This window comes from Neptuniibacter halophilus, assembly GCF_030295765.1.
Lineage (GTDB): Bacteria > Pseudomonadota > Gammaproteobacteria > Pseudomonadales > Balneatricaceae > Neptuniibacter > Neptuniibacter halophilus.
Window position 1 is genome coordinate 558,420 of record NZ_AP027292.1, and the last position, 23,691, is coordinate 582,110.

20 protein-coding genes are annotated in these 23,691 nt (G+C 51.8%); 6 read left to right on the forward strand and 14 right to left on the reverse strand.

Annotated features, from left to right (window positions below; all coding sequences use genetic code 11):
* Positions 1–67 precede the first annotated feature (67 nt).
* Positions 68–2,458 carry a putative bifunctional diguanylate cyclase/phosphodiesterase gene (locus QUD59_RS02560; RefSeq protein ID WP_286239386.1) on the reverse strand — a complete coding sequence of 797 codons (2,391 nt, stop codon included), beginning with the start codon at positions 2,456–2,458 and terminating at the stop codon, positions 68–70.
* Positions 2,459–2,715: 257 nt separating this feature from the next.
* On the opposite strand from QUD59_RS02560, the gene QUD59_RS02565 reads away from it, so the two are divergent.
* Entirely contained in the window at positions 2,716–3,045 is a 330-nt protein-coding gene (locus tag QUD59_RS02565) for a hypothetical protein (RefSeq protein WP_286239388.1), read from the forward strand.
* A 117-nt stretch (positions 3,046–3,162) separates the two neighbouring features.
* On the forward strand, positions 3,163–4,191 hold the full coding sequence (gene pyrC / locus QUD59_RS02570; RefSeq protein WP_286239389.1) for a dihydroorotase: 1,029 nt from the start codon (positions 3,163–3,165) through the stop codon (positions 4,189–4,191).
* A gap of 52 nt (positions 4,192–4,243) precedes the next feature.
* Here the strand turns inward: pyrC and QUD59_RS02575 are convergent, their stop codons facing one another.
* From QUD59_RS02575 to QUD59_RS02590, 4 genes are all read right to left on the reverse strand, one after another.
* Entirely contained in the window at positions 4,244–5,008 is a 765-nt protein-coding gene (locus QUD59_RS02575) for a class I SAM-dependent methyltransferase (protein ID WP_286239390.1), read from the reverse strand.
* A 237-nt stretch (positions 5,009–5,245) separates the two neighbouring features.
* Entirely contained in the window at positions 5,246–6,679 is a 1,434-nt protein-coding gene (locus tag QUD59_RS02580) for an aldehyde dehydrogenase family protein (RefSeq protein WP_286239391.1), read from the reverse strand.
* Positions 6,680–6,847: 168 nt separating this feature from the next.
* Entirely contained in the window at positions 6,848–7,555 is a 708-nt protein-coding gene (locus QUD59_RS02585) for a DUF445 domain-containing protein (RefSeq protein WP_286239392.1), read from the reverse strand.
* A gap of 65 nt (positions 7,556–7,620) precedes the next feature.
* Positions 7,621–8,796, reverse strand: coding sequence for a GGDEF domain-containing protein (locus tag QUD59_RS02590; RefSeq protein WP_286239393.1), 1,176 nt, complete (start codon positions 8,794–8,796; stop codon positions 7,621–7,623).
* Positions 8,797–9,131: 335 nt separating this feature from the next.
* Between QUD59_RS02590 and QUD59_RS02595 the strand changes: the two genes are divergently transcribed.
* Entirely contained in the window at positions 9,132–10,754 is a 1,623-nt protein-coding gene (locus QUD59_RS02595) for a methyl-accepting chemotaxis protein (RefSeq protein ID WP_286239394.1), read from the forward strand.
* Positions 10,755–10,805: 51 nt separating this feature from the next.
* Here QUD59_RS02595 and QUD59_RS02600 read toward each other — a convergent pair whose 3' ends face one another.
* Positions 10,806–12,944 (reverse strand): acetate--CoA ligase family protein, encoded by a 2,139-nt coding sequence (locus QUD59_RS02600; protein ID WP_286239395.1) that lies wholly within the window; start codon positions 12,942–12,944, stop codon positions 10,806–10,808.
* A gap of 2 nt (positions 12,945–12,946) precedes the next feature.
* Positions 12,947–13,741: an enoyl-CoA hydratase/isomerase family protein gene (locus QUD59_RS02605; protein WP_286239396.1), complete on the reverse strand. Its 795-nt coding sequence runs from the start codon at positions 13,739–13,741 to the stop codon at positions 12,947–12,949.
* Positions 13,742–13,933: 192 nt separating this feature from the next.
* Here QUD59_RS02605 and QUD59_RS02610 point away from each other — a divergent pair, with 192 nt between their 5' ends.
* Positions 13,934–14,830: a MurR/RpiR family transcriptional regulator gene (locus QUD59_RS02610; protein WP_286239397.1), complete on the forward strand. Its 897-nt coding sequence runs from the start codon at positions 13,934–13,936 to the stop codon at positions 14,828–14,830.
* Positions 14,831–14,848: 18 nt separating this feature from the next.
* On the opposite strand, the gene QUD59_RS02615 is transcribed toward QUD59_RS02610, so the two are convergent.
* From QUD59_RS02615 to QUD59_RS02625, 3 genes are all read right to left on the reverse strand, one after another.
* Complete coding sequence (locus QUD59_RS02615; RefSeq protein ID WP_286239398.1) at positions 14,849–15,322, reverse strand: peroxiredoxin; 474 nt, start codon at positions 15,320–15,322, stop codon at positions 14,849–14,851.
* 105 nt (positions 15,323–15,427) lie between these two features.
* Positions 15,428–15,619 (reverse strand): hypothetical protein, encoded by a 192-nt coding sequence (locus QUD59_RS02620; RefSeq protein ID WP_286239399.1) that lies wholly within the window; start codon positions 15,617–15,619, stop codon positions 15,428–15,430.
* A 233-nt stretch (positions 15,620–15,852) separates the two neighbouring features.
* Positions 15,853–16,734, reverse strand: coding sequence for a LysR family transcriptional regulator (locus QUD59_RS02625; protein ID WP_286239400.1), 882 nt, complete (start codon positions 16,732–16,734; stop codon positions 15,853–15,855).
* A gap of 102 nt (positions 16,735–16,836) precedes the next feature.
* On the opposite strand from QUD59_RS02625, the gene QUD59_RS02630 reads away from it, so the two are divergent.
* On the forward strand, positions 16,837–17,052 hold the full coding sequence (locus QUD59_RS02630; RefSeq protein ID WP_286239402.1) for a DUF2798 domain-containing protein: 216 nt from the start codon (positions 16,837–16,839) through the stop codon (positions 17,050–17,052).
* A gap of 46 nt (positions 17,053–17,098) precedes the next feature.
* On the opposite strand, the gene QUD59_RS02635 is transcribed toward QUD59_RS02630, so the two are convergent.
* From QUD59_RS02635 to QUD59_RS02645, 3 genes are all read right to left on the reverse strand, one after another.
* On the reverse strand, positions 17,099–17,989 hold the full coding sequence (locus tag QUD59_RS02635) for an EamA family transporter (protein WP_286239403.1): 891 nt from the start codon (positions 17,987–17,989) through the stop codon (positions 17,099–17,101).
* Positions 17,990–18,311: 322 nt separating this feature from the next.
* Positions 18,312–20,234, reverse strand: coding sequence for an acyltransferase family protein (locus tag QUD59_RS02640; protein WP_286239404.1), 1,923 nt, complete (start codon positions 20,232–20,234; stop codon positions 18,312–18,314).
* 1,271 nt (positions 20,235–21,505) lie between these two features.
* Complete coding sequence (locus QUD59_RS02645; RefSeq protein ID WP_286239405.1) at positions 21,506–21,955, reverse strand: hypothetical protein; 450 nt, start codon at positions 21,953–21,955, stop codon at positions 21,506–21,508.
* 172 nt (positions 21,956–22,127) lie between these two features.
* Between QUD59_RS02645 and QUD59_RS02650 the strand changes: the two genes are divergently transcribed.
* Positions 22,128–22,541, forward strand: coding sequence for an MmcQ/YjbR family DNA-binding protein (locus QUD59_RS02650; RefSeq protein WP_286239407.1), 414 nt, complete (start codon positions 22,128–22,130; stop codon positions 22,539–22,541).
* Between the two features lie 61 nt (positions 22,542–22,602).
* On the opposite strand, the gene QUD59_RS02655 is transcribed toward QUD59_RS02650, so the two are convergent.
* Positions 22,603–23,676: a sirohydrochlorin chelatase gene (locus tag QUD59_RS02655; protein ID WP_286240982.1), complete on the reverse strand. Its 1,074-nt coding sequence runs from the start codon at positions 23,674–23,676 to the stop codon at positions 22,603–22,605.
* Between the last annotated feature and the right edge of the window lie 15 nt (positions 23,677–23,691).

Below are 23,691 nucleotides of genomic sequence, written 5' to 3' on the forward strand. Positions count from 1 at the left end.
AGGAATTGTCGAAAAACAGTGCACTATGCTACCTGCTGAGCGGTTTTTAAGCCAGTTAAACCTGAGCTCAGAGGCTGAGCTGACCCGCCGCCAGGAGTGCTGCGGCTGCCTCGGGTGCCAGCGGCCGTGAAAACAGATAGCCCTGCCCTTTATCGCAGCCCAACTGCTGCAGAATCTCCAGTTGCAGCGGGGTTTCCAGCCCTTCGGCCACTACCAGAATATCCAGACTGTGAGCCATCTTGATGATCGTTTCCATAATCGCCTGCTCCGGCACACCTACCCCCAGTTCAGCGGTAAACGTACGATCCACTTTAAGGATATCCACCGGCAACTGACGCAGGTAGTTCAGTGAGGAGTAACCACTGCCGAAATCATCCAGTTCGACCTGCAGCCCCATCTCCCGGATCTCTTCCAGCACCGGCATGATGCTCTGAATATTTTCGATCACCGCAGTTTCGGTAATCTCGATATTCAGGTATTGCTCGATGCCCGGGTACTGCTCAAACTGGCGCCGCATCTGAGGCAGTAACTGAGGGTCTGAAAGCTGCCGTGGCGACAGGTTCACCGAGATCCGCTGACCGTCCACTATCTGCCCCTGCTGCTGCCATTGATCCACTTGTTTACAGACATTCGCCATCACCCACTGACCCAGGGGCATGATCAGCCCGCTGCGCTCCGCCACTGGAATAAAGTCCGCCGGCGAAACAAAGCTGCCATCCTCACGCTGCCAGCGCAGTAAGGCTTCCATGCCAAGAATTTTCTGGCTTTGCAGACAGACTTTTGGCTGGTAGACAAGGCTGAACACCTCCTGCTCAATCGCCTTGCGCAGATCAGCCTTAATCTGGATCAACTCCAGATTCTTCCGGTTCAGCTCCGGATCAAAGAAGCAGATCTGATCCCGCCCCTTGCTTTTCGCGCTGTACATAGCCGCGTCCGCATGCCTGATCAGCGTTTCGCCATCACGGGCATCATCCGGATAAAGGGCGATGCCGATACTGGCGCCAATATAGACATCGGTATTTTTCAGGCGGAAAGGCTGCTTCAGGCTGTCGAGAACATTAGACGCCACCACCAGTGCCATATTCGCTTTAAAGATCCCCGGCAATATCAAAATAAACTCATCACCGCCCCAGCGCACCACGGTATCACTGCTTCTGACCTGATCCTGAATACGCTGCGCCGCCTCCACCAGCAGCCGGTCACCGTATTCATGCCCCAGTGAATCATTCACATGCTTAAAGAAATCCAGATCGATAAACACCAGCGCCAGCGCTTCGTGGTGCCGGTCGGCCAGTTTCATATCATGCGACAGCCGCTCCCGGCACATGCTGCGATTGGCCAGATTGGTCAGCGGATCAAAATAGGCCATATTGCGCAGAGAATCTTCGGTCTTTTTCTGCTCCGATATGTCGGTAAAAACACCAAAGTAACCATCAATCTGCCCTTGTTCATCAAAGATAGTTTTGACGGTCAGCCATTCAGGGTAGATCTCTCCGCTCTTTTTCCGGTTCCAGATCTCGCCGGACCAGCTCCCCTGATGCTCAATCTCCTGCCACATCTGCTCGTAAAATGAGGGGGTCTGCTTATGGGAGTTAAGAATATTCGGCGCTTTGCCCTGAACCTCGGCCAGACTGTACCCTGTCGTATTTTCAAAAGCCGGATTGACCTGCACAATACGGTTATTCCGATCAGTCACCAGAATACCGTCTTTAGTGCTCTCGAAAATATACCGCGTCAGGCTCTGCTCTTTCTCCCGTTCAGCACGGGCGGTCAGATCAGTGGCTACCGTACAGACCGCGTGAATCGCATCATTTTCATCAAACAACGGAAAGCGTTCGCTGTAGAGCAGGCGACTTTTTCCTTCCTGCTGAAAAACCAGCTCGCGGCTGTCATGGGTTCGGCTCTGCAGCACCTGCTGATCCGCCTCCAGCGCCGACTCAGCGATATCACGGGGCAGGAACTGATCAACGGTTTTACCGATCAGCGCAGATTCCTGCTCCACGCCAGCAAACGCCAGATAGGCCGGGTTTGCTCTGAGGCAACGCCCCTGAGTATCACGAATCACAATCATGGTCGGCGAATTCTGCAACAGCTGATCCAGTAATTCAGCATTCGCCTCACGCTGTTGAGAGCCGGTTTCGACCAGCCGATACTGCATTTCGATCGCCTTTTGCAGGGCCCATAACTCATGCCCCTGAGGCAATACCGGTGATTGGGCTAAAACACTTTGCGGCCCTGACGTGCGCAACAACTGCGAGACCTGACGACGCAATAATGCGCCCGTAACCAGCATCAGCAACAGTGCAAGACAGATCAGAGAAACCAGCAAAGAAGGTGTCGAAATACCCGGGCCCGCGCTGTCATCGGCAAACAGCAGATCGACGACAGGCACAATGACCGCCGCAGCTAACAGAAAGATGCCCGGCAAAATCAGGCGTATTGGAAAGGAAAACAACATCAGGATCGTTTACATCAGCTACAAAAATAACGACGGCTAAAACTATTCTGGTTCACCGAGTGTAACCCATTATTTCTATTTTTCACTTATTTATCATTGGATTAGATAATCCTTTGACCTGCCTCACCCCCCTCGTTGTTTAGCTACTCTCTTTGAAATACCAATCCAGCCACCGAAATATCTACAAAACTCGCCTCGCAAGCCTGCCGGTTTGTGTTTAAAATCTATTCATCTGATTTTATATTCCGGCAAGCCTGATGTTCAAAAAGCGCCCTACCAAAGCAGAACTGCGTGATCAGCTAAGTGCTGAGGTCAGCCAGTTCCTGAAAAAAGGTGGCGAGATAAAACAGGTCGAAATGGGCGCCAGCGGCCTGGTCGATGGCCGATATAATCAGCACAAAGCACGCTTTGACCACCCTAAACCTGCGGAACGCACGCCGATACACGGGCTACTGGCCGCCATTGATGCCCGGCGTAAAAGCAAACTCCAGCCCGGCAACCGTAAAACCACGCAGACTTCACCCAGAAAGAAAGTGATCTACGACGACTTCGGCGAACCGGTTCGCACCGTCTGGGTAGATGAGTAATCCCCGCCTCAGCCTGATACGCCATCACTGATTCCGCCTGATTGGGTTTATACCGAAGACGTGGGATAATACGCCGCGTTTATCTTTCTGCACTAATACTTAACGGGTGAGCACTCTATGACTTCGATTACGATTACACGACCTGATGACTGGCATATCCACCTGCGTGACGGCAAACAGTTAACCGATACCGTGCGCGATGTCAGCCGCTATATGGGCCGTGCGATCATCATGCCGAATCTGGTTCCGCCGGTCACAAACACAGAGGAAGCACTGGGTTACCATGAGCGAATCAGTGCGGCTCAGCCACAGGGAAATTTTGATCCCCTGATGGTGCTCTACCTGACCGATAAGACCACCCCGGAAGAGATTCGCAAAGCGAAAGCCACCGGCAAGATCTATGCGGCCAAGCTCTACCCGGCCGGTGCAACAACTAACTCCGATTCCGGCGTTACCTCCGTTAAGAATATCTATCCGGTACTGGAAGCGATGCAGGAAGCCGACATGCTGTTGCTGGTACACGGTGAAGTGACCGATGCGGCCATCGATATTTTCGACCGCGAGAAGATTTTTATCGAAACAATCCTCAGTCAGGTGGTTAAAGATTTCCCGAACCTGAAGATCGTTCTGGAACACATCACCACCCGTGATGCCGCTGAATTTGTTGCCAATACAGGCAGCAACGTGGCCGCCACCATCACCGCCCACCACCTGCTGTTCAACCGCAACCATATGCTGGCGGGCGGTATCCGCCCACACTACTACTGCCTGCCGATTCTGAAGCGCAATATTCATCAGGAAGCGCTGATTAAAGCAGCCACCTCCGGCAGCAAGCAGTTCTTCCTGGGCACTGACTCGGCACCGCATATGAAGCATGCGAAAGAAGCCGCCTGCGGTTGCGCCGGTTCCTACACGGCACACGCCGCCATCGAACTCTATGCAGAGGCATTTGAAGCGGCGGGCGCACTGGATAAACTGGAAGCCTTCGCCAGCTTTAATGGCCCGGATTTCTATGGCCTGCCACGTAACAGCGACACGATTACGCTGGTAAAAGAGAGCTGGGACGTACCGGCTTCTTATCCGCTGGGCGAGGATCAGGTTGTACCGATTCGTGCTGGCGAGCAGATCCACTGGCAGGTAAAGTAAGTTTTACCGGCCTGTCGCAGGCGGCACTCAGCCAGCCTGCGACAGGTTTGTATCAGCGCTCCGGTTTCCGGAACTTCAGGGTAAACCGGTCGCTGAATTTATCGATCGACGGATGCACCGAATCGTAGATCAGTCCATCTTCCGCCCGGGCGTGCAGGTCTGACCAGGCCTCCAGTTCAAAGCCCGCATCCAGAGCCTCTTTAATAATCATAACCGGATCTACCCGACGCCAGCGATCTACCGAATACGGTTCCATATGCCGCCGGGTATGATCAATCACACCATAGATTCCGCCCGGCTTAAGTGAGCGGAAGACTTCGCGATTCAGAAGTCGCCGGCTGTTTGGCGTCATGTTATGCATGTTGCGAAAAGTCAGCACCATATCCAGATTCTGCAGACCAAAATCAATTTTATCGTAGTAGCGGATATAACGGTGCATTTTGGAGCGCTGCCAGAGATGACGTTCTTCATCGACAAAGCGGAACCGCTCACCGCCCCAGGCCTTGACCTCCTCATCCATGAAGTTAATCCCCAGCGCCAGATACAACTCCCCCTTTTCCTCCAGCACCGGAGCGAGAATTTTGCTGTACCAGCCCCCGCCCGGGAACAGTTCCAGCACGCGCATATCCTCTTCCAGACCGAAGAAACTGAGGGTTTCCAGAGGCTTACGGCGCACATCACGCTGCTTTTCGGCTTCCGTGCGAATATCCCCCTGCAAGGCCTGTACAATTTTCTGCTGAGTGACAGACAGCTCATTACCCTGCCCGATCAGCGGCAGAGATAAAGCCATCAACATGATAATAACCCGATTCAACATAAGGCCTCCTTGTTCTGTTCGGGAATCAATAGAACCGCGCTAAGCATAGCAGTGGCACCGTGGGTACGCTGAAAAAGACGCTGAACCGGTCATTTCGCCGGCGGCGAAAGGTTCTTAATCACAAAGGCCGGATAAAAAAAGCGGCTCAGGTACTCAGTTTGCGCCGGTAAATGAGCCCGTAGCCGCTTTCAACTGTATGATTTGGCGATGTTTTGATCAACACCACCGGGGGGCTGCTCAGTCGCGCGGAACCGCGCCAAACATCGCTTTGGTCTCGAGAAACTCCTCCAGCCCGTAATGACCCCATTCACGGCCGACACCAGACTGCTTGTAACCACCAAAAGGAGCACGAGCATCGGTTGAAGCACCGTTGAGATGAATCATGCCGGTACGGATCCGGCCAGCAACCGCTTTCGCCCGTTCCAGATCCGCTGAGAACACCGCTCCGGAAAGTCCGTAGATACTGTCATTGGCAATCGCAATCGCATCCTCTTCATCTTTATAGGTCATGATGCTCAGTACCGGGCCGAAAATCTCTTCCCGGGCGATGGTCATCTCCGGTGTGACCCCGGCAAATACGGTCGGTTTAACATAGCAGCCGCTTTCCAGCCCGTCCGGCAGACCGGTGCCACCGGCAACCAGTTCCGCACCCTCATCGATTCCGGTCTGAATCAGTGCCTGCACCCGCTGCCACTGCAGTGCTGAAACTACCGGCCCCATTGCCGTTGCCGTACTGGAAGGGTCACCGGTAACCACCGATTCAGCCGCAGCTTTAGCAATCTCAATGGTTTCTGCAAGACGAGACTCCGGCACCAGCATACGACTGCGGGCATTACAGGACTGACCGGTATTGGCCATCATCTCTTTCACACTGCGACGTACCACTTTGGCGAAATCAGCATCATCCAGAATGATGTTTGCCGACTTCCCCCCCAGCTCCAGTGAGACTTTTTTCAGGTTTTCAGCCGCAGCGATCGATACCTGCTTACCCGCCTGAGTAGAGCCGGTAAAGGAGACCATATCAATCTGCGGATGAGCGCTCAGCGCAGCACCCACCGTAGGCCCGTCACCATCAACCAGATTGAATACACCTGCCGGTACGCCGGCTTCATGCAGAATTTCTGCAAAGATATGTGCGGTACGCGGTGCCACTTCACTCGGCTTCAGTACCATGGTGCATCCAGCGGCGAGTGCCGGAGCCACCTTGCAGGTAATCTGATTCAATGGCCAGTTCCACGGCGTGATCATTGCGCAAACCCCGACCGGCTCTTTCACCACCGTCGTCGTACCAATCTGTTCGCTGAAATCAGTTTTCTTCAACAGGCTCAGGGCCACTTTGATATGACTGAGACCCGCCATCACCTGAAGGTTTCGTGAGAACTCGATCGGGGCGCCCATCTCTTCCGTTGTCGCCTGCGCCAGATCTTCAAGCCGGGCGTTGTAACATTCAACAACGCGTTCCAGCAGAGCAATACGTTCCTCTTTACTGCTTTGAGAAAATGCCGGAAAGGCTTTTACTGCGGCCGCAACCGCCCGTTCCACATCACTTTCATTACCCAACCGGATCTGAGAGACGACCGCATCGGTCGCCGGGTTCAGTACATCCAGAACCTGTTCACCCTGAGGCTCTACCCATTGACCGTCAATATAAAATTTCTGCAGGTTATGCATGGTAAGCACCTTCACCTATCTTTTAGTTATGCTTATAAATAGGGGAATACCTTTACACATAAAGACAAATAAAACCAGTATTCCCATTCCCGCCGGCCGCCACCGACAGACGGGCGCAAAAAAGCCGCATAACTGCGGCTTATATCTGACAACCAGACTCAGTGTAGCTCAGAGTTTCAGCAGAGCGGCCAGTAAACCGATCACAGCACCGAATACGCCTCCCCAGACGACCAGCCAGCCCAGGTGCTCCCGGATCATCTGCTGAATAATCTCTTTGACCAGTTGCGGGGTCAGCTCGTTCAGGCGCTGTTGCACAATCGCCTCCACCTTCGCCCGCATCTCAGCCATAGCGTCCGGGCTTTCCAGTTCATCTTTGAGCAGGCGCACAAAGCGCTCATCACGGGTCATATCCTCAATCGAGCTCTTCATCTTATCGACAAAGGGCTGACGCAGCGGCTCGAGCACTTCGGTGCCTCCCACCATTGCCAGCATACTGCCGAAGGAAGAGTTCTGAATCACTTCGATCAGTGAATCAAATGTCGGCGAGAAATCCACCTGTTCAATCACCGGTGCCAGATGCAGATCAGGCTGTTTATCCCCGTCGGCAGAGAGAAAACGCTCTATGTTTTCGGCGGTAAAAAACTGATCCATCATCAGCTTATGAATACCCCGTTTGAAATCCTCAAACCTTGCAGGAATAACCCCGGAGCCATACAGGCCCGGCACCCGTTCAAACAGCATATGTACCGCCAGCCAGTTGGTCAGTGCCCCCGACAGGGCAAACAGACCGATACTGAGGAGAATATCATCATCCAGTTTGATACCCGCAGCCAACGCCACCAGCGCCAGCAGATTGGTTAATAAGCTCTTGTTCATTGCGCTATCTCGATGTGGATAATCGGCGCATCATATAGCGGCACAGCAAAGTTTTAAAGAGCCGGCTATGGCTGCGCGACCATCACAGCTTCACCGACAACCACCTGATTCCGTCCTTGCTTTTTAGCCCGGTACAGAGCCATATCAGCCTGCCTGATTAATCGCTCGAGATCGGCGTCGGTTTGCGGGCCGGTATGCAGGGCGATCCCGATACTCACTGTTACCCCGACAGACAGGTTTTCCAGCCGGAAACGGTGCCGTTCAATGACGCTGCGAATGCGTTCAGCCATCTGTTGTGCCTGAACCTCATCGCTGCCTGGCAGCACGACCACAAACTCCTCACCCCCGAATCGGGCCAGCGTATCTTCCTGCCGGATAACACTGTGCGCCCGCGCCACCACCAGCTTCAGAATCTCATCACCGATCGCATGTCCATAACTGTCGTTGACCTGCTTGAAATGATCGATATCCATAATTAAGACCGAAAGCCTGTCGTGGACAGCCCCTAACTCTTTCCAGACCCGTTCAAGGCCCATACGGTTTTCAGTACCGGTGAGAAAATCCCGGGTCGAGAGATCCTGAAGTTTCCGGGAATGACGGGCAATCAACAGAAACAGCATACAGCCCTGAAACGAGATAATGGTCAGCCAGATAATAAACAGTGCATACAGATTAAACGCAGAATCCGACACCAGACTGACCTCATTCGGGGCCATCTCCCCACCCAGTTTCAGGCGCAGAAACCACAATCCTGTCGCCACTATACCGATCCCGATTACAAACCAGCAGACTTTGGGGCCATGCTCTCTGTACAGTGGCCTGCTGGCCTTACTGATCGCCAGACAACAACAGAAAACTGAACTGACCGCCAGTACCTGAAGGCGCTCGAAATAGTGAGCCCCACTATGGCCCAGAAAGAGCAGCAAAACAGCGCTGACAAGCAACAGAGGTAACAGCAGCAGCCGTGATGAAACCAGTTTGAAGTGCTCTTCAAAAGAGACCACCATCAATACAAACCCGGCAAGAATAGAGACATTACTGAGCTGGTAACTGGCCCAGTCCGGAACACTCCCGCGCAGGGAAATACAGATGATCCCCAATCCCCAAAGCGCGGTATAAGCGCAGGTTAACAGGCAATATCGCTTTTCCGTTCGGTTATAACGGGAACAACCCCACCAGACCAGAGAGAAAAAGGCCATTAATAAACCCAGAAGCGTGTAGCCGAGAGCAACAGCGGTCATAGAACCCCCTGTTTGAAGCGATCATTCAATGCAGACAATTATTCCGCACTCACAAATAACTACAATTTATTGCAGTTATCGTATTACTTTACCACTCCAGAGGGCAGTACAAAATATATGTAAGACCCTGTTTCTACGGCCAGGGTAATTAATACAGAAAGTACTTGAATAGTTTTTCCCAAACGCTATTGTTAGAAAATCTGTCAGGTTATCAGGATGATAAAGTCGTTTCAGGGACCGATTCCAGCAGAGCTCCTCGCTTGATTCTTATTTATATCCTGCCTTGCCTGAACTGATTGGCCAGTTATTCGCATTAAATTGTAGAGGCAGTATTAATGAACAATATTTCCGTACGTCAACGGTTGGGCCTTCTGGTTTTGTTCGCCATTGTCACGCTGGTTGTGATCAAGGCACTGGATATACTCGACTGGCGAAACGAACTCTATGAAGCCAGAGAATCAGAAATCCGCTCTCTGGTTGACTCCGCTAACCGCGCCGTCGCCAGCCAGCAAAAACTGGCCACTCAGGGGACAATCACCCCAGAGGAAGCACAGCAACGTTCCATCGCACTGCTTGAATCCATGAAGTACCGGGATGGGGAATATTTCTTTGTCTTTGACCAGAACGCCGTCATCGTTGCGCACGGTGGCAGCCCTGATCTGAAAGGCAAAAACCTCTCTGCAAGTAAAACCGAAGAGGGTGAGTTTGTCTTTCGGGATATGGCTCAGCTCGCCAGCCAGAGTAAGGCCGAAGGCGTGTTTAACTACAAATGGCCAAAGTCCGGCAGCACCGCCGCCGAGCCTAAAATCAGTTATGTACAGTCCTTTTCTGACTGGAACTGGGTAATCGGCACCGGGGTTTATGTGGATGATATTGAAAGCGCCGTTATTAACAAACTACTGCACTTTGCCTGGCAACTGGCCCTGCTGATTATCATCCTGATCGGCTTCTCAGTTCCGCTGATCCGCAGTATTACCAACCCATTGAAAAAAATGGAATCGGTGATGCAGGGAATCGCCAATAAAGACCTGACTCAACGGGTAGGCATCAACGCTCGGGATGAGCTCGGTCAGCTCAGTATATGTATCGACCAGACACTGGATGTATTTCAGGAGCTGGTGAATCAACTCTCCCTATCCATCAAGCAACTGCAGGAAAGCGCCCTGCAACTGGCATCCAGTGCTGAGCAAACCAGCATGGGAGCGCGTCAGCAATCATCCGAAACTGACCTGCTGGCATCTGCCATGACCGAGATGACCTCCACCGTTCAGGAGATCTCCCACAACGCCAGCCAGTCAGCCACCGCTACCGATGCCGCTGACCATGAAGCGGAAGAGGGTAACGCGGATGTGGATGAAACGATTAACAAGATCAAGCAACTGGCTGCTGAGGTTGAACAGGCAGCGCAGGTAATCCGCACGCTGGAATCCGATACTGAAGAGATTGGCACCGTACTGGAGCAGATTCAGGGAATCTCTGAACAGACCAACCTGCTGGCACTGAATGCTGCAATCGAAGCGGCCCGTGCCGGTGAGAGTGGACGCGGATTTGCTGTTGTTGCAGATGAGGTACGCCAACTGGCACTGCGCACCCAGAGTTCAACCAGTGAGATCCGCGATATGAACGAACGCCTGCGCACCGGTGCGAAACAGGCAGTACAGTCGATGCAGCGTTCAACTCAGGGGGCTGAAGACAGTGTTGCTTGCGCCAACCATGCCGGTAAAGAGCTGGAACGCATCGTCGAACAGATGAATCAGGTTCGCGATCTGGCCATTCAGGTGGCTGCTGCGACTGAGGAGCAGACGCAGGTTGCAGATGAGATGAACCAGAATCTGGTGAACATCTCCCGGGTGGCCGATGAGACGGCAGGCGCTTCCGAAATGGTGGCCGCCAGCAGTGAGCAGTTATCACAACTGGCAACCGATCTGGAAAACCAGATCAAACAGTTCCGGGTCTGACCTGATAACCAACGCCCCACGCCGTCTGCCGGCGTGGGGAGCTAGCGGCTCTCAGTGAGCCGCTTCACTTTGTACGATTACCCGTGCGTCCACTACTGAGCAACCATCAGCTCTGGCAATAACCGGGTTCAGATCGAGCTCCAGTATCTGTGGATGGTTCTGCACCAGCACAGAGACTTTCAGCAGTAACTCAATCAGCGCCTCCTGATCCACCACCTCTGCCCCACGGGCACCCTGCAATACCTTCTGGGCTTTAATCTGCGCCAGCATCCCGGCCGCATCATCCCGGCTCAACGGCACGGACCGAAACGCCACATCCGCCAGCAGCTCAACAAAGATCCCGCCCAGACCAAACATCATCACCGGGCCAAACACCGGGTCCCGGCTCATGCCGATAATCACCTCAGTGCCGGCGCGAGACATTGGTGTCAGCATAACCCCCTCGATCCGCGCTTGCGGAGCATACGCCCGGCAGGCGTTAAGAATCGCCTCACGGGCCTGAAGCAACGCATCGGTTCCCTGCAGGTTGAGTTTCACCCCTCCTGCATCACTCTTATGCAGAATATCTTCAGATACCACTTTCATCGCCAGCGGCTGCGCTCCCAGTTGTACCCAGGCCGCATCCAGCTCAGACACATCTCTTACCAGAATCTCTTCAGGCAACATCACATCATAGCCACGCAGCAAAGCCCGCGCCTCTGGTTCCAGCAGGTTACGGCCTGCCTGCAACGCAGTAATCAGCACCTGTGTGGCACCAGACTGTATCTCAGCGCTGACCGCTGGCGCTGCGGCACGCCGCAGAAATACGCCCCGCTCTGCCAGTGCCGCCATGACCTTAACCGCGTGCTCTATCGAGTCATAGACCGGCAGCCCTGCTTCCCGCAACCGGATCAGCGGCAACGGTTTAACATGGGAGTAAAGACTGTAGACCAGCAGCGGTTTATCGCTGTGCTGCTGCAACTGCGCCATCGATTCAGCAGCCGCCAGCTCTGCAGGCTCCAGCGATGCATCAAAGCGCAGGCTGTAGCCACCAAACATCCCCACCAGAAACACCATGTCGACGTTTTCGTCCCGGTTCAGCACTGCCAGACATTGCGCCAGTACAGTCGGATCCGCATCACTGCTTCCCGCCACATCCACCGGGTTCACCAGTGAAGCCTGCGGCAGTAATATCTGACGCAGTGCATCACGGGTCTCGGCAGACAGCTCTGCCAGCTCCAGACCCGCCTCACTGAGACGATCCGATGCGATAGTTGCCTGACCACCGCCATCGGCCAGCACCGCAACCCGGTTACCCTGCGCATTGGGCAGCAGGGAAAGGCCTTCCGCTACCGGCAGGATCTCATCGGATTGAGATACCACCGTCGCTCCGGCCTGACGCAGCAGATCCAGATTCATCGCATAGCTGCCAGCCAGCGCTCCGGTGTGAGAGCTGGCGGCCCGCTGTCCGGCTTCAGTACTACCGGATTTATACACAACCAACGGCTTTTTCAGTGCCGTCTGCCGGGCGACTTCCAGGAAGCGCTGCCCCTGCTTAAAACCTTCCACATACAGAGTCGCCACCCCGGTATCCGGGTCTTCAGCGAGGTATTGCAGATAATCGGCAAAATCCAGATCACTCTGGTTGCCCGGACCTACATAGGTACTGAAACCGATATGACCGTTACTCTGCGCCTCCAGCGCCAGCGAAAGCAGCATATTGCCCGATTGGGAGATGATCCCTACCTTGCCGGGTTTGACGTTCTGCAACGCCAGTAAATTCAGCTTGCTGTGCAAATTGAAAACACCGGAGGTATTCGGCCCGATCAGGCGGATCCCGCTGCTGCGGGCTGCATCAAGCATCGCCTGTTCCAGTTCAGCGCCGGCGGCATCCACCTCAGAAAAACCACTGGCCAGCACCACAGCGCCCTTAACACCCTGCTTCCCGCAACGTGCTACCAGATCAGGCAACGTGGCCGCAGGTGTGCAGATCAGGGCCAGATCAACGCCCTCCGGCAACGCCTCAACCGAGGGTACGACCGGCAGCCCCAGAATCGTCTGTTCCTTCGGATTAACCGGATAAACAGCACCGGCAAATCCATCCCGTATCAGTCCCTGAATCGCCTTAAAACCACGCTTGGTCGGATCAGCCGAAGCACCGATTACAGCAACTGACTGCGGTGCCAGTATCGGATGAAGAGGACTGGTCATCATTATTCTCCCCGGAACTGAGGCGGACGTTTAGCTGCGAACGCATCCACCCCTTCCTGCCAGTCAGCCGTCGTGGAACAGAAGAAGATCGCATCGCGCTCTTGCAACATCTGAGCCTGCATCGGCTGATGCGCCGCCTGATTCAGTAACGACTTAACCTGTGCCATAGATACGGGTGCCAGCGCAGCCAGTTGCTCCACCACATGACGGGCCTCAGACTCTAATACCTCATCCGCAACTGCGCGGCTGATCAGGCCGATCCGTTGCGCTTCGGCTGCATCAATTTTAGCGCCCATAAACAGCAGCTCCTGTGCTTTACGCAGACCCACCATGCGCGGCAGCAACTGGCTTACGCCGCCCCCGACACAGGTACCTATACTCACCTCAGGAAACCCGATCCGCGCGGATTCGGCCATCAGCACAAAATCGCAGGAGCAGGCCATCTCAGCGCCGGCGCCCAGTGCATAGCCCTGCACCGCCGCCAGCACCGGCTTCTTCAGCCCGATAATCCGGGCGCAAACCTCATTCGCCAGTTGCAGATACTGATGCCGTTGCGGCAGGGTACGCTGTCCCTCGCCATGGGCTTTCATATCAGCACCAACGCAGAACGCACGCCCCTCTCCGGAGAGCAAAACAGCCCGTACTTCAGGATCAGATTCAGCTTGCTGCAGTGCTTGCAGCAGTTCCAGATAAAGCGCCTCGATAACAGCGTTGAGACGCTCAGGTCGATTCAGACGGATTTCGGCATAAGCCGGATGCTTACGGTAGATCAGGGTCTCATAGTGTGAGATAGACATGGGGCAGATACCTGGCTGGGCCAAAAAATATATGTTTCAAATAAAATCATTAATGATACATATGTATCATTTGTTGCGAATATACGCCGCTTTTGTATCAAGTCAATACAAATTTTTTATTTTCTTATAGAAATGATTTTTTTGTTTCATCCGGCTAAAATCATTTGCTCATTCATCCAGACCTGAGCCCCCATGCAACCTGAAACAAAACAACCCGATACGGCTGATGAACTGTTAAAACATCTCAGTTCTCTCTACCCGGAACTCACGCCTCAGTTAAAGAAAGCCGCAGATTTTGTATTGGAGAACCCGGTAGAACTGGCGCTTCTCACCATCCGTAAAAGCGCGGACAGTGCAGACGTAACCGCATCGACGATGATGCGACTGGTGAAAACCCTCGGGTTTGACAGTTATGAGCCGTTCCGTCAACTGTTTCAGGATGCGGTTCAGAATCAGGCACCGATTACCTTTGGCAACCGTGCCCAGAGTCTGCAGGAGCTTGCCAGTTCTGCTCCGGGAAACCGTATCTTTACCGAGATGGCCGAATCCGCCCTGCAGGGGCTGGAACAACTGTTTCAGGAATCCACACTGGAACAGATCAAATCGGCTGCGCCCCTGATCGTTAACGCACCCAGAGTTTATGTGCTGGGGTTTCGGGACACCTTCGCCTGCGCCTACCACTTCGCCTACAGTGGCAGAATCGCTTTTCCACAGATTCAGTTACTACGGGGTATGGAAGGGACACTGCTGAGTGAACTGGCGATGATCACAGAGGAGGATACGGTACTGCTGTTTGGCTCATCACCCTACAGCAGTGAGTCCGTCAGCAGCGCGGAGATTGTACGGAGCAGTGGCGCTCGCCTGATCAGTGTGACCGATTCGCTGCGTTCACCGCTGGTTGCAGATGCGGAAGTCGTCTTTACCGTGCGCCACGATTCTCCGCACTATTTCCCCTCTATCATGGCGCCGATTCTGTTAATAGAAGCCCTGCTCGCGGAGTGTGTTTCTATCAGTGGGAAAGAGCGGGTGGAGAATATCACCCGATTTGAAGAGAGTTTGCGCAAACTGGGCGGCTACCATAACGGTTGACGCCCGGTCTGATAACGCTTACAGCAGCTTAAGCATCGCTTCCGCGCCACTGACTTCGAACTGTTTCGGCGCTTCCAGTTCCAGCGCCGTGACTACACCATCTTCAACCAGCATGGCGTAACGACGGGAGCGAATGCCACCAAAATCACCGCTGTCCATCTCCAGACCCAGCGCCTTAGTCAGTGCAGCGCCACCATCTGCCAGCATGGTGATCTGCTCCGCATTCTGAGCATCAGCCCAGGCCTTCATAACAAAACTGTCGTTCACCGACAGGCAACCGATAATATCCACCCCCTTAGCGAAGATCTCATCCGCATGCACCACATAGCCCGGCAGGTGAGCAGCGGAGCACGTGGGCGTAAACGCACCCGGCAGCGCAAACATCAAGACTTTCTTACCGGCAAACAACTGATCCGTGGTTGTAGCTTCGGTTTCGCCCGCCAGCACCGTACTGATCGCTGTTGAAGGCAGCTTATCACCGACTTTAATCATCACTTCTTACCTATTCTGAATTCAATAAATGGCCGGGAAAGGCCCCGTAGCGCAATGGCTACTGCTAACTCTAGCATGTGAGGCCGGGAAAACAGGCGGGGAAATTTAATCCAGCTCCTGTAACAGCCGCTGATAGGCATCAGGCTGCTCCAGTTTCAGACGTTCCAGTTCAGCCCGCAACTCACCGAGCAGACGATGGTTGTGCTGCTGCTCTACCGAACGGATCCGCCTGCGTAACTGACGCAGGCGTTTACTGGTCGTTTCCCCGTTTTCTTCAATCGGTTTGCTCTGTGCCATCAGCCCACTCCCGATCTGATCAGCAGGCAGTGAAATACACGCGGCTGATCAGATTGATTATGTTGGGGTTCAGTCTGTGGATTTAACTGCCACGCGCCGGCGGGCAGAGAGAGATACATCCATGTACTCATCACTAACTCCTGGGTTAGTTACCTGAGGAGCCTGCGCATAGGTTCAGGACTTGTTCGCAGGTCCTATAAGCATAGAACGCCTTGCAGAATTCACCACTGCAATTAAACGTACGTATGAATATAGTTTTGCATATAATCGCGCAGGCACTGGGCGCGAAGACTGAGCAGTTTGCCACTGGGCCAGACCGCATAAAGTTCACGCATAACGCCCTGCCACTCCGGTAATACCCGCTTCAGATACCCCTGCTGCAGCAGTTCCTGAACCTCGGTCAGCGGCAACAGCGCAATCCCCTGCCCGTCCAGCACCAGATCGCGAACAAAAGTTGTATCGTTTACCTGTACCGAGAAACGGGGATAGATCTCCTGTAGCGTACCCTGCACACTGTGTTGCAGCGGCCACTTATGCAGCATGGTAACGCCGAGTTGCCGATGCTGTTTCAGATCCAGCGGGTGCTCAGGCTCCCCCGCAGCTTTGAGGTAATCCGGCGCAGCGACCAGTACAGTGCCAACAGCCCCCAGACGCTTCTGGTACAGCAGTGAATCAGGCTGCGGGCCGATCCGCAGGGCCAGATCAGCTTTCAGGCTGATCATATCCTGTAGCTGATTACTGAGTACCAGCTCCAATTGAATCTCCGGGTACTCCCGGCAGAAACTGATCCACATCGGCTTCAGAATACCGTTAGAGATATTACTCGGCGCCAGCACTTTCAAGCGTCCGCTGAGTTGGCGCAGATCCCGGCTTAACTGTTGCCGGGCCTGATTAAACTGCTCCACCAGATCAGCATAGGCCTGATAGTACACCTCCCCCTCCTGAGTCAGTTGGCACTGTCGCGCTGAACGGTGCAGCAGTTGGCTGCCCAGCTCCTGTTCCAGTTTCTGCAGGCGCCGGGTAACGGTAGCCGCAGGCAGATCCAGATGCCGTGCAGCCGCAGACAACCCGCCCTGCTGCACAATGTGGATAAAGAGTGCGATATCGTCCAGCATGATTCCATATATGCAATTTAAGATTACATAATCTTATCTTTTTTCCGTTTAAGTAAAAACATAAGATGCATCCTCAGGTAACGCTTAGCAGGAGTAAATTACATGAAGCTTCGAATTATTTTTGCGCTGATGATGTCGATGGTGCTCGGTGTAATGATGACCGGCTGGGTTACATGGCTTAACCTGGGCTGGGATGAACAGTTCTTCAGTAACTGGATGCGGGCGTTTGTCAGCGCCTGGCCGATGGCAGCAACTATCTCCTTTTTTGTCGGCCCGGAGATTCAGCAAGCCGCAGCGCGTGTCGCCGCAAAGCTCTGATCCGGCAGGCAGATATCCCCCCTGAGGGCGACCGGACAGCCTGAAATCAGGCTGCCGTGCGCCAGCGACTTAACAGAGGCGCACCCCAGGTATTCAGCCCGAGCCCCAGCAGAACCAGTACAATACCTCCCCACTGCAGGGGCTGCAGCTCCTCCCCCAGTAACAGAGCAGCACAACTCAGCCCCACCACAGGCACACCCAGCGTCAGCGGAGAGACCTGCGCCGCAGGATAACGACTCAGTAACCTGCCCCACAGGCCATAACCTAAAACCGTAGCGATCAGCGCCAGATAGATCACCGCAAACCAGCTCAGAGCCGACATATCCAGTACCAGCTGCAGAGAAAAGTCCGCTTCGAACAGATAGGAACAGAGAAAGAAAGGCAAAGGCGGAATCCAGGCGGACCAGACCACCAGACTCAGCCCCCCTTTGTAACCCTTTTGCGCGATCTGACGATTCACAATATTACCCAGCGCCCAACTCGATGCCGCAGCCAGTGTCAGACCAAAACCGAGCGCCGTCATACTCGCCCCCTCCTGACTTAACCCCACCAGAGAGAGCCCGGCACCGGCAACCAGCAGTGCCAGAAACTGATGCAGGTGCATCGCTTCGTGGAGAATCCAGCGGGCAAACAGCAGCGTAAACAGGGCCTGAGATTGCAGCACCAGTGAGGCCAGCCCGGCAGACATACCCACCGCCATCGCCGAAAACAGCAGTGCAAACTGGCCAAAACCGAGACTCAGGCCATACAGCAGCATCCACTTCCAGGGCGTGTCCGGCCGGCGTACCAGCAAAGAGCCAACCAACGCCACCGCAAGAAACCGAAGCCCCCCCATAAACAGCGGTGGCAGCTCCTCCAGCCCCCAGGCAATGACGACAAAATTAAATCCCCAGACCAGAATAATCACCAGCCCGAGGCAGATATCGAGCGGTCGCATCCGGCTCTCCCTGCACACTAAATCCTCTGTAGATCCGAGTGTGCAGCAAGCGCCGGCATTTAGCCAGATGAATGATCAGTCTCTGGATTTCAGCAGACGATTCAGCCTTTGATCAAGGTTAGAGTTTTTTGCTCTCAATCTTCATGCCATATTCGGCTCTAAGGTAGAGCTCTCTCAGAATTCCACAGCGGTTTAGCACCTAATTGGCTTGTAACAATTGACAGCCTAGATCAGACAGAATCATGGATCTTAGGCTGCTCAGCAGCGCTGACCTGCGTTATAGAACATTAAACCAGTCGCTTCGGTTACTGACACACAACGGTCAATTAGACACAGATTCTTCGCTTAATACTGTTGAAATAGGCGATTGAGCACCAAGTATTCTTGTGGTTAGCAAGTCTGAAATATATGACGCACCGCTTACTGACAGGTGATTATCATCTCTATAAAAAATAATACCGTCTTTGCCTGATAGATAAGCCTCATCTGCGGAATTGAATAACATTTGAGCTATATCGATTCGATCAACTGGTAGCCCAAAAGAGGACGATTCTAGAAACTTCATAGCCTTTAAAGACTGATTCCTAAATTCATCAACCGTAAGAGATGGATAGGCGATATCAATGGTGTCTCGAAAGCGCGCATGCCTAGCCATATACAGTGGTGGATTTACATTCATATTAGGAACAGGATCAATAACGTAAACTTTCTTTCCAGCTTGGAGCAGTGAACTGATTACAAAACGAAACGACTCGTCGATAGATTTACTTTCAGATGTATTGAATATGAGATTTTTATCAAAGTAGCCAGTCCAGTAAGCGTGAAGTATTACGTAATTTATTTCTTTATTTGAAATAAGGTGTGCAAGTATTGCTTTTGAATTCTCAGAACATCTCCTAACACCAGAAGGGGATTTAATGTCGGTAATAGGAGGGCATCCAGCTATCGAAAACTCCACTAATGAGTACCCACGCTTTTCCAAATCTTTAGATAGAGGAAAAACTAATTGATCTACATGACTGTCTCCCCAAATAGCTACTTTATTGAGGTCAGCGCCTCCATATACGCACGCATCTTCCGGATTAATTACTCTATTTGAAACCCGGCACTCAGCTACTCTGGGGTTGTTATCGTAACGAAATGATAAGAACTCAGCCACTTGATCTGAATATATGTAATCTTCAGACGGCTTATGATAAAAATTAAAGGCCCACGCACACAAAAAAACATTTAGAGATATTACTAGCGTTGAACGAACGACTTTATGACCAAGTGAGCCTCTATATTTGAAACGTTCTTCGACCAAATGAAATAGGAAAAACCCCGCAATTAAAGAGATAACCACAGCTAAAATTTGTTCAATTAAGTTAAAATCTCTCGACAATATGGTTCTATAGATAGAAAAAATTGGTTGATGTACCAAATAGATACTAAAGGACGTTCTCCCAACATAAACAAGAGAATTTATAATTACATTCTCTTTTTTCTTTTCGCTACCTCCCAATATGATTATAAGCGCAGTAGCAATACAGGGCAGTAGCGCGTTTAATCCTGGAAATCTCGATTCTGAATCAAAAAAATAGAAACTGATAACAATTAAAACATATGACGCTATTAAAATAACTTTACTTGATATATGACGATTCCAGGACGTCTTATTTAAATAAATCGACACCATAATACCCAGGCAGAATTGCCAAGCCCGCATTACAGTGGAAAAGTAACTTTCATTTTGATCAACATATACAGATATGGAGGCATAAGTTAGTGACAAAAGGAAAATTAAAACAAAAATCAATAATGATATTGCATCGCCCCCTTTCCTCAACACAAAAATAATAAGAAGCGGAAATACAAGATAGAACTGCAACTCTACTGATAGACTCCAAAAATGAACAAATGGCTTATACTCTACACCAATATCGAAGTAGCCAATTGAGTTTGCCGCCCAGAAATTACTTTTAAGCTGAAAGAACGCTAAAGCACTTTCAGCTAGATCTTTCATCTCTTCAGGAAAAAGAATGTAGTTCGCAAAGATAAAGGTTATAGCAATAACAGCAATAGTTGCAGGTATAATCCTGAAGAACCTACGGGTGTAAAAATCAAAAAGTGAAAATTGACCTTTATTTACACCTTGCAATATCGAATTTGTTATTAAAAAACCACTTAAAACAAAAAAAATATCTACACCAGCATAACCTCCTTCAGCCCAGTCAAAACCAGCGTGAAAAAAAACTACTCCCATAACCGCTATTGCACGGAGAACTGTAAGATCCTGTCTGTATATCATTTTAAATAATTAATCTATTTATAATTTAGAAATTGGAGGTTACACATTTCATAGAACTATAACATATTTATTGAAGCCTCATGGCTAATTGCCGTTCTGAGACGCTCATAAAAAGCGAGAATTGTACGTACAAATCAAGCTCTTAATCGTGAACTATCACGATCATACTTGGGTACGCTCGGACGATACACGCTAAAGAGAAACTTGCAAACTGATGATGTCCACTGCTTACGAACTTCTTTTCGTACTCAATGCGACAGAATCGCCCTTAGTATTAACCAACTCATCAATCAAAAGCCGCACACCTTACTGGCAGGCAGAGACAATCAGGTCAAAGCTTGGCCGTAATAATTACAGAATTTCACAGTCTGTAAGGGTGATTCATTGGTAGGTACCGGTATAACAGTGTATTCCTAGATGCCAAGCGCCAGAGTTTGTTGCTTCTCAGATTAATTGCCTAGTGCTTCGTGTGCCATGACAAATTATCTGGCCTTAGAAAAGACCTTTTGGGTTCCCATCGGGCGACACTCACGATTGCTTCTATAACGGCTTCGTGGGTACCCATAACCGAGCTTAGACGCTTGTCGTTAAGGTGCAGGTACTTTTCGGTTGTGGTTATCGACGAGTGACCCAGAAGTTGTTCAACGATAACCTCCCCGCTGTTATACCCTCTAAATTCTATAGTTTACGGGTCGTAAGCATATGACGCAGTCGGTGGAGGCTGACACGCGGATTACCTCTGATCTCTTTGAGCTTGTCGTTCATCACCTTCATCTATAGAGCGTGGGGCAATCCGTCTTGATTGACGAACATGTATTTTTGATCTGAAACTCAGTTGCGTTGAGTAGATGATACCGCTCAAACACCATCTACTCCCAAAGTGCTTTATACAGACCCTCGGGTATGAAGATTATACGTTGATGGCTGCTTTTTCCGTCACCGTGTTCATTTCGAAGTCGAAAGGCAGTACATCAATCCAGCGCTTGCGTTCGGCTTACTCATAGAAGTTAAAAGTTACGCTAAGGCGCAGACGCGCCGTGGCCTGAGCAATGCCTGATTGGAATGTCAAAACTCAATAGGACTCAATGATTGAATTCGAAGGGTTAACCAGTGTATCGAACCAGCCCGAGGCAGATATCGAGCGGTCGCATCCGGCTCTCCCTGCACACTAAATCCTCTGTAGATCCGAGTGTGCAGCAAGCGCCGGCATTTAGCCAGATGAATGATCAGTCTCTGGATTTCAGCAGACGGTGCTGGCTGTAGATATCACTGCGTACCCGCTCGGCCAGTTCAGCGGAATCAGCCCCTACGGCGATACGCCGCTTCAGAATGATCCCTTCACCGGCACTGATCGACTCCTTAGCCCGCTGGTTAAAACCACTCAGCAGCGCCGTCTCATCCAGATCGGAACAATTCACTTTCGCCGAGAACAGCAGCACTTCGTCACCCTGTTCACACTCAAAGTGCTTTTCAGCAAATTCATAGAAAAATTCAGCCAGAGACTGGCTGAAACTGACCCCAATATTATTTTTCCGCACCGGAACCGCTAGTGTCGGCTCATCGTTGTCGCGGCTGATAAAGCCCAGCACGAAGCACTCCTGCTCATTACTGAAATGTCCCTGCACCTGTCTGGCGTAACCTTCATCTACGCCCTTAACTACATCGACATCGATCATAAGAAAACTCCTTTTAATTACGCATCTGATTACGCACCTGCACAATATTTATACAATTCCATTTCGCACCTGCAAAATGAATTTTTTTAAAGTACCCGGCCAAACGGTCGCAGGGTGACAACGGATTCATTCCCGGATACGCTGGCAGGGTGACCTCCACCGGAGATTGAGAATGGATTTTTCTGCCGCCTCTGAGTACTGCCTTTCACGTCCGCAAGCCACGCTGGATCACCCGTTTGGGCCAGAGGTTCAGGTCTTTAAAGTACGCGGAAAAATGTTTGCCCTGCTCTCCCGCTGCAACGCAAAAGGCAGTGAACTGGGCCCGGCTTACGCAGGCTGCGCTTTTCTTAATCTGAAATGTGATCCGGATGAAGCGATCATGCTGCGGGATATCTTTGCCGAAGTGCTGCCCGCCTATCATATGTCGAAACGGCACTGGAACAGTGTGGTGCTTGTGGACAGCATGCCAGAGAAAGAGATAGAAAGGCTGATCGACCGCTCATATGGTCTGGTGGTCAAAAGCCTGAAGAAAAGTGAACGCCTGCAACTGGAGCTCCACTATCCGGCAGAGCAGTTGTACAGATAGCCTGTAACTGAACGTCAGCAGAAAAAAAACGCTGCCGGAGGCTCAGGCAGCGTTTGTCAGATTAGCGATGCGCCAGCGCATCCTCAGGTTTACAGCGGGCTGCTTTTTCCTGCTCTTCGTCCAGAATCTCCTGCGGGAACTGACTCATAAAGCAGCAGCAGATACCCTCACCAATCATGGTTCGCGGGCCCAGTGGATGGCCGATGTGTTTATACACACCGTGGGAATGGCTATGAGAGTGGCCATGTGAATGATCATGGTCATGACTGTGATCATGGCTGTGTTCAGTGTCAGGGTTGTACTCCGCATGGTGATGGTGCACATCCACCTCACCCGCCGCCAGACGTCGCTGGAACGACTCCATCAGGGTCTCATCGCCGACCGGCTCACCATCCAGAATCTCCCGCACCCGGATTTCAAAAGCATCAATCACCTTGTCATGGTCATTAAGATAAGGCGTTTTGATAAATTCAAACTCTGGGTTTTCTGCCGCCACTTTATCCACATAACCGTAAATTCGCTTGATCAGACGACCGGTAAAAAGGAAGTAAGGCGCCACAACAATCTTTTTAAAGCCCAGCTTCATCAGGCGCTCAAGCCCTACACCCACGGATGGATAGGTAACGCCGGAATAAACAATATCCGCCCAGCCAAAGCCCATGTTTTCATTTACAATCCGGGTCAGTTTAGCCGCTTCCGCATTTGCTTCAGTATCGGAAGTACCCCGGCCAACCACGACCAGCATCGTATCATAGAGGCTTTCCGGCGGATTCTCCGGGTCCAGCCCCAGGGATTCATAGATCCGGGCCTGAAACGCTTCGATCATCGCCGGGTGCAGACCCAGCTCCTGACCATAATGCATCTCAACACCGGGCTTATCCTCAGCAAAGGTTGTCAGTACAGAGGGAATATCGTTCTTCGCGTGGGTCGCGGCAAACAACATACCCGGAACCGCGTAGATCTCCTCAACGCCCTGCTGCAGCAGAGAGTTAAGTCCCATATGAATATTCGGTGCCGAAAATTCCAGAAATCCATACTCAACCGGCATTTCAGGGAAACGCTTTTTAAGCCCCTCTGCAACACGGCCAAATTCACGTTCTGCATCTTTGTCACGGCTGCCGTGACCACATACCATAATACCCTTTTTAGG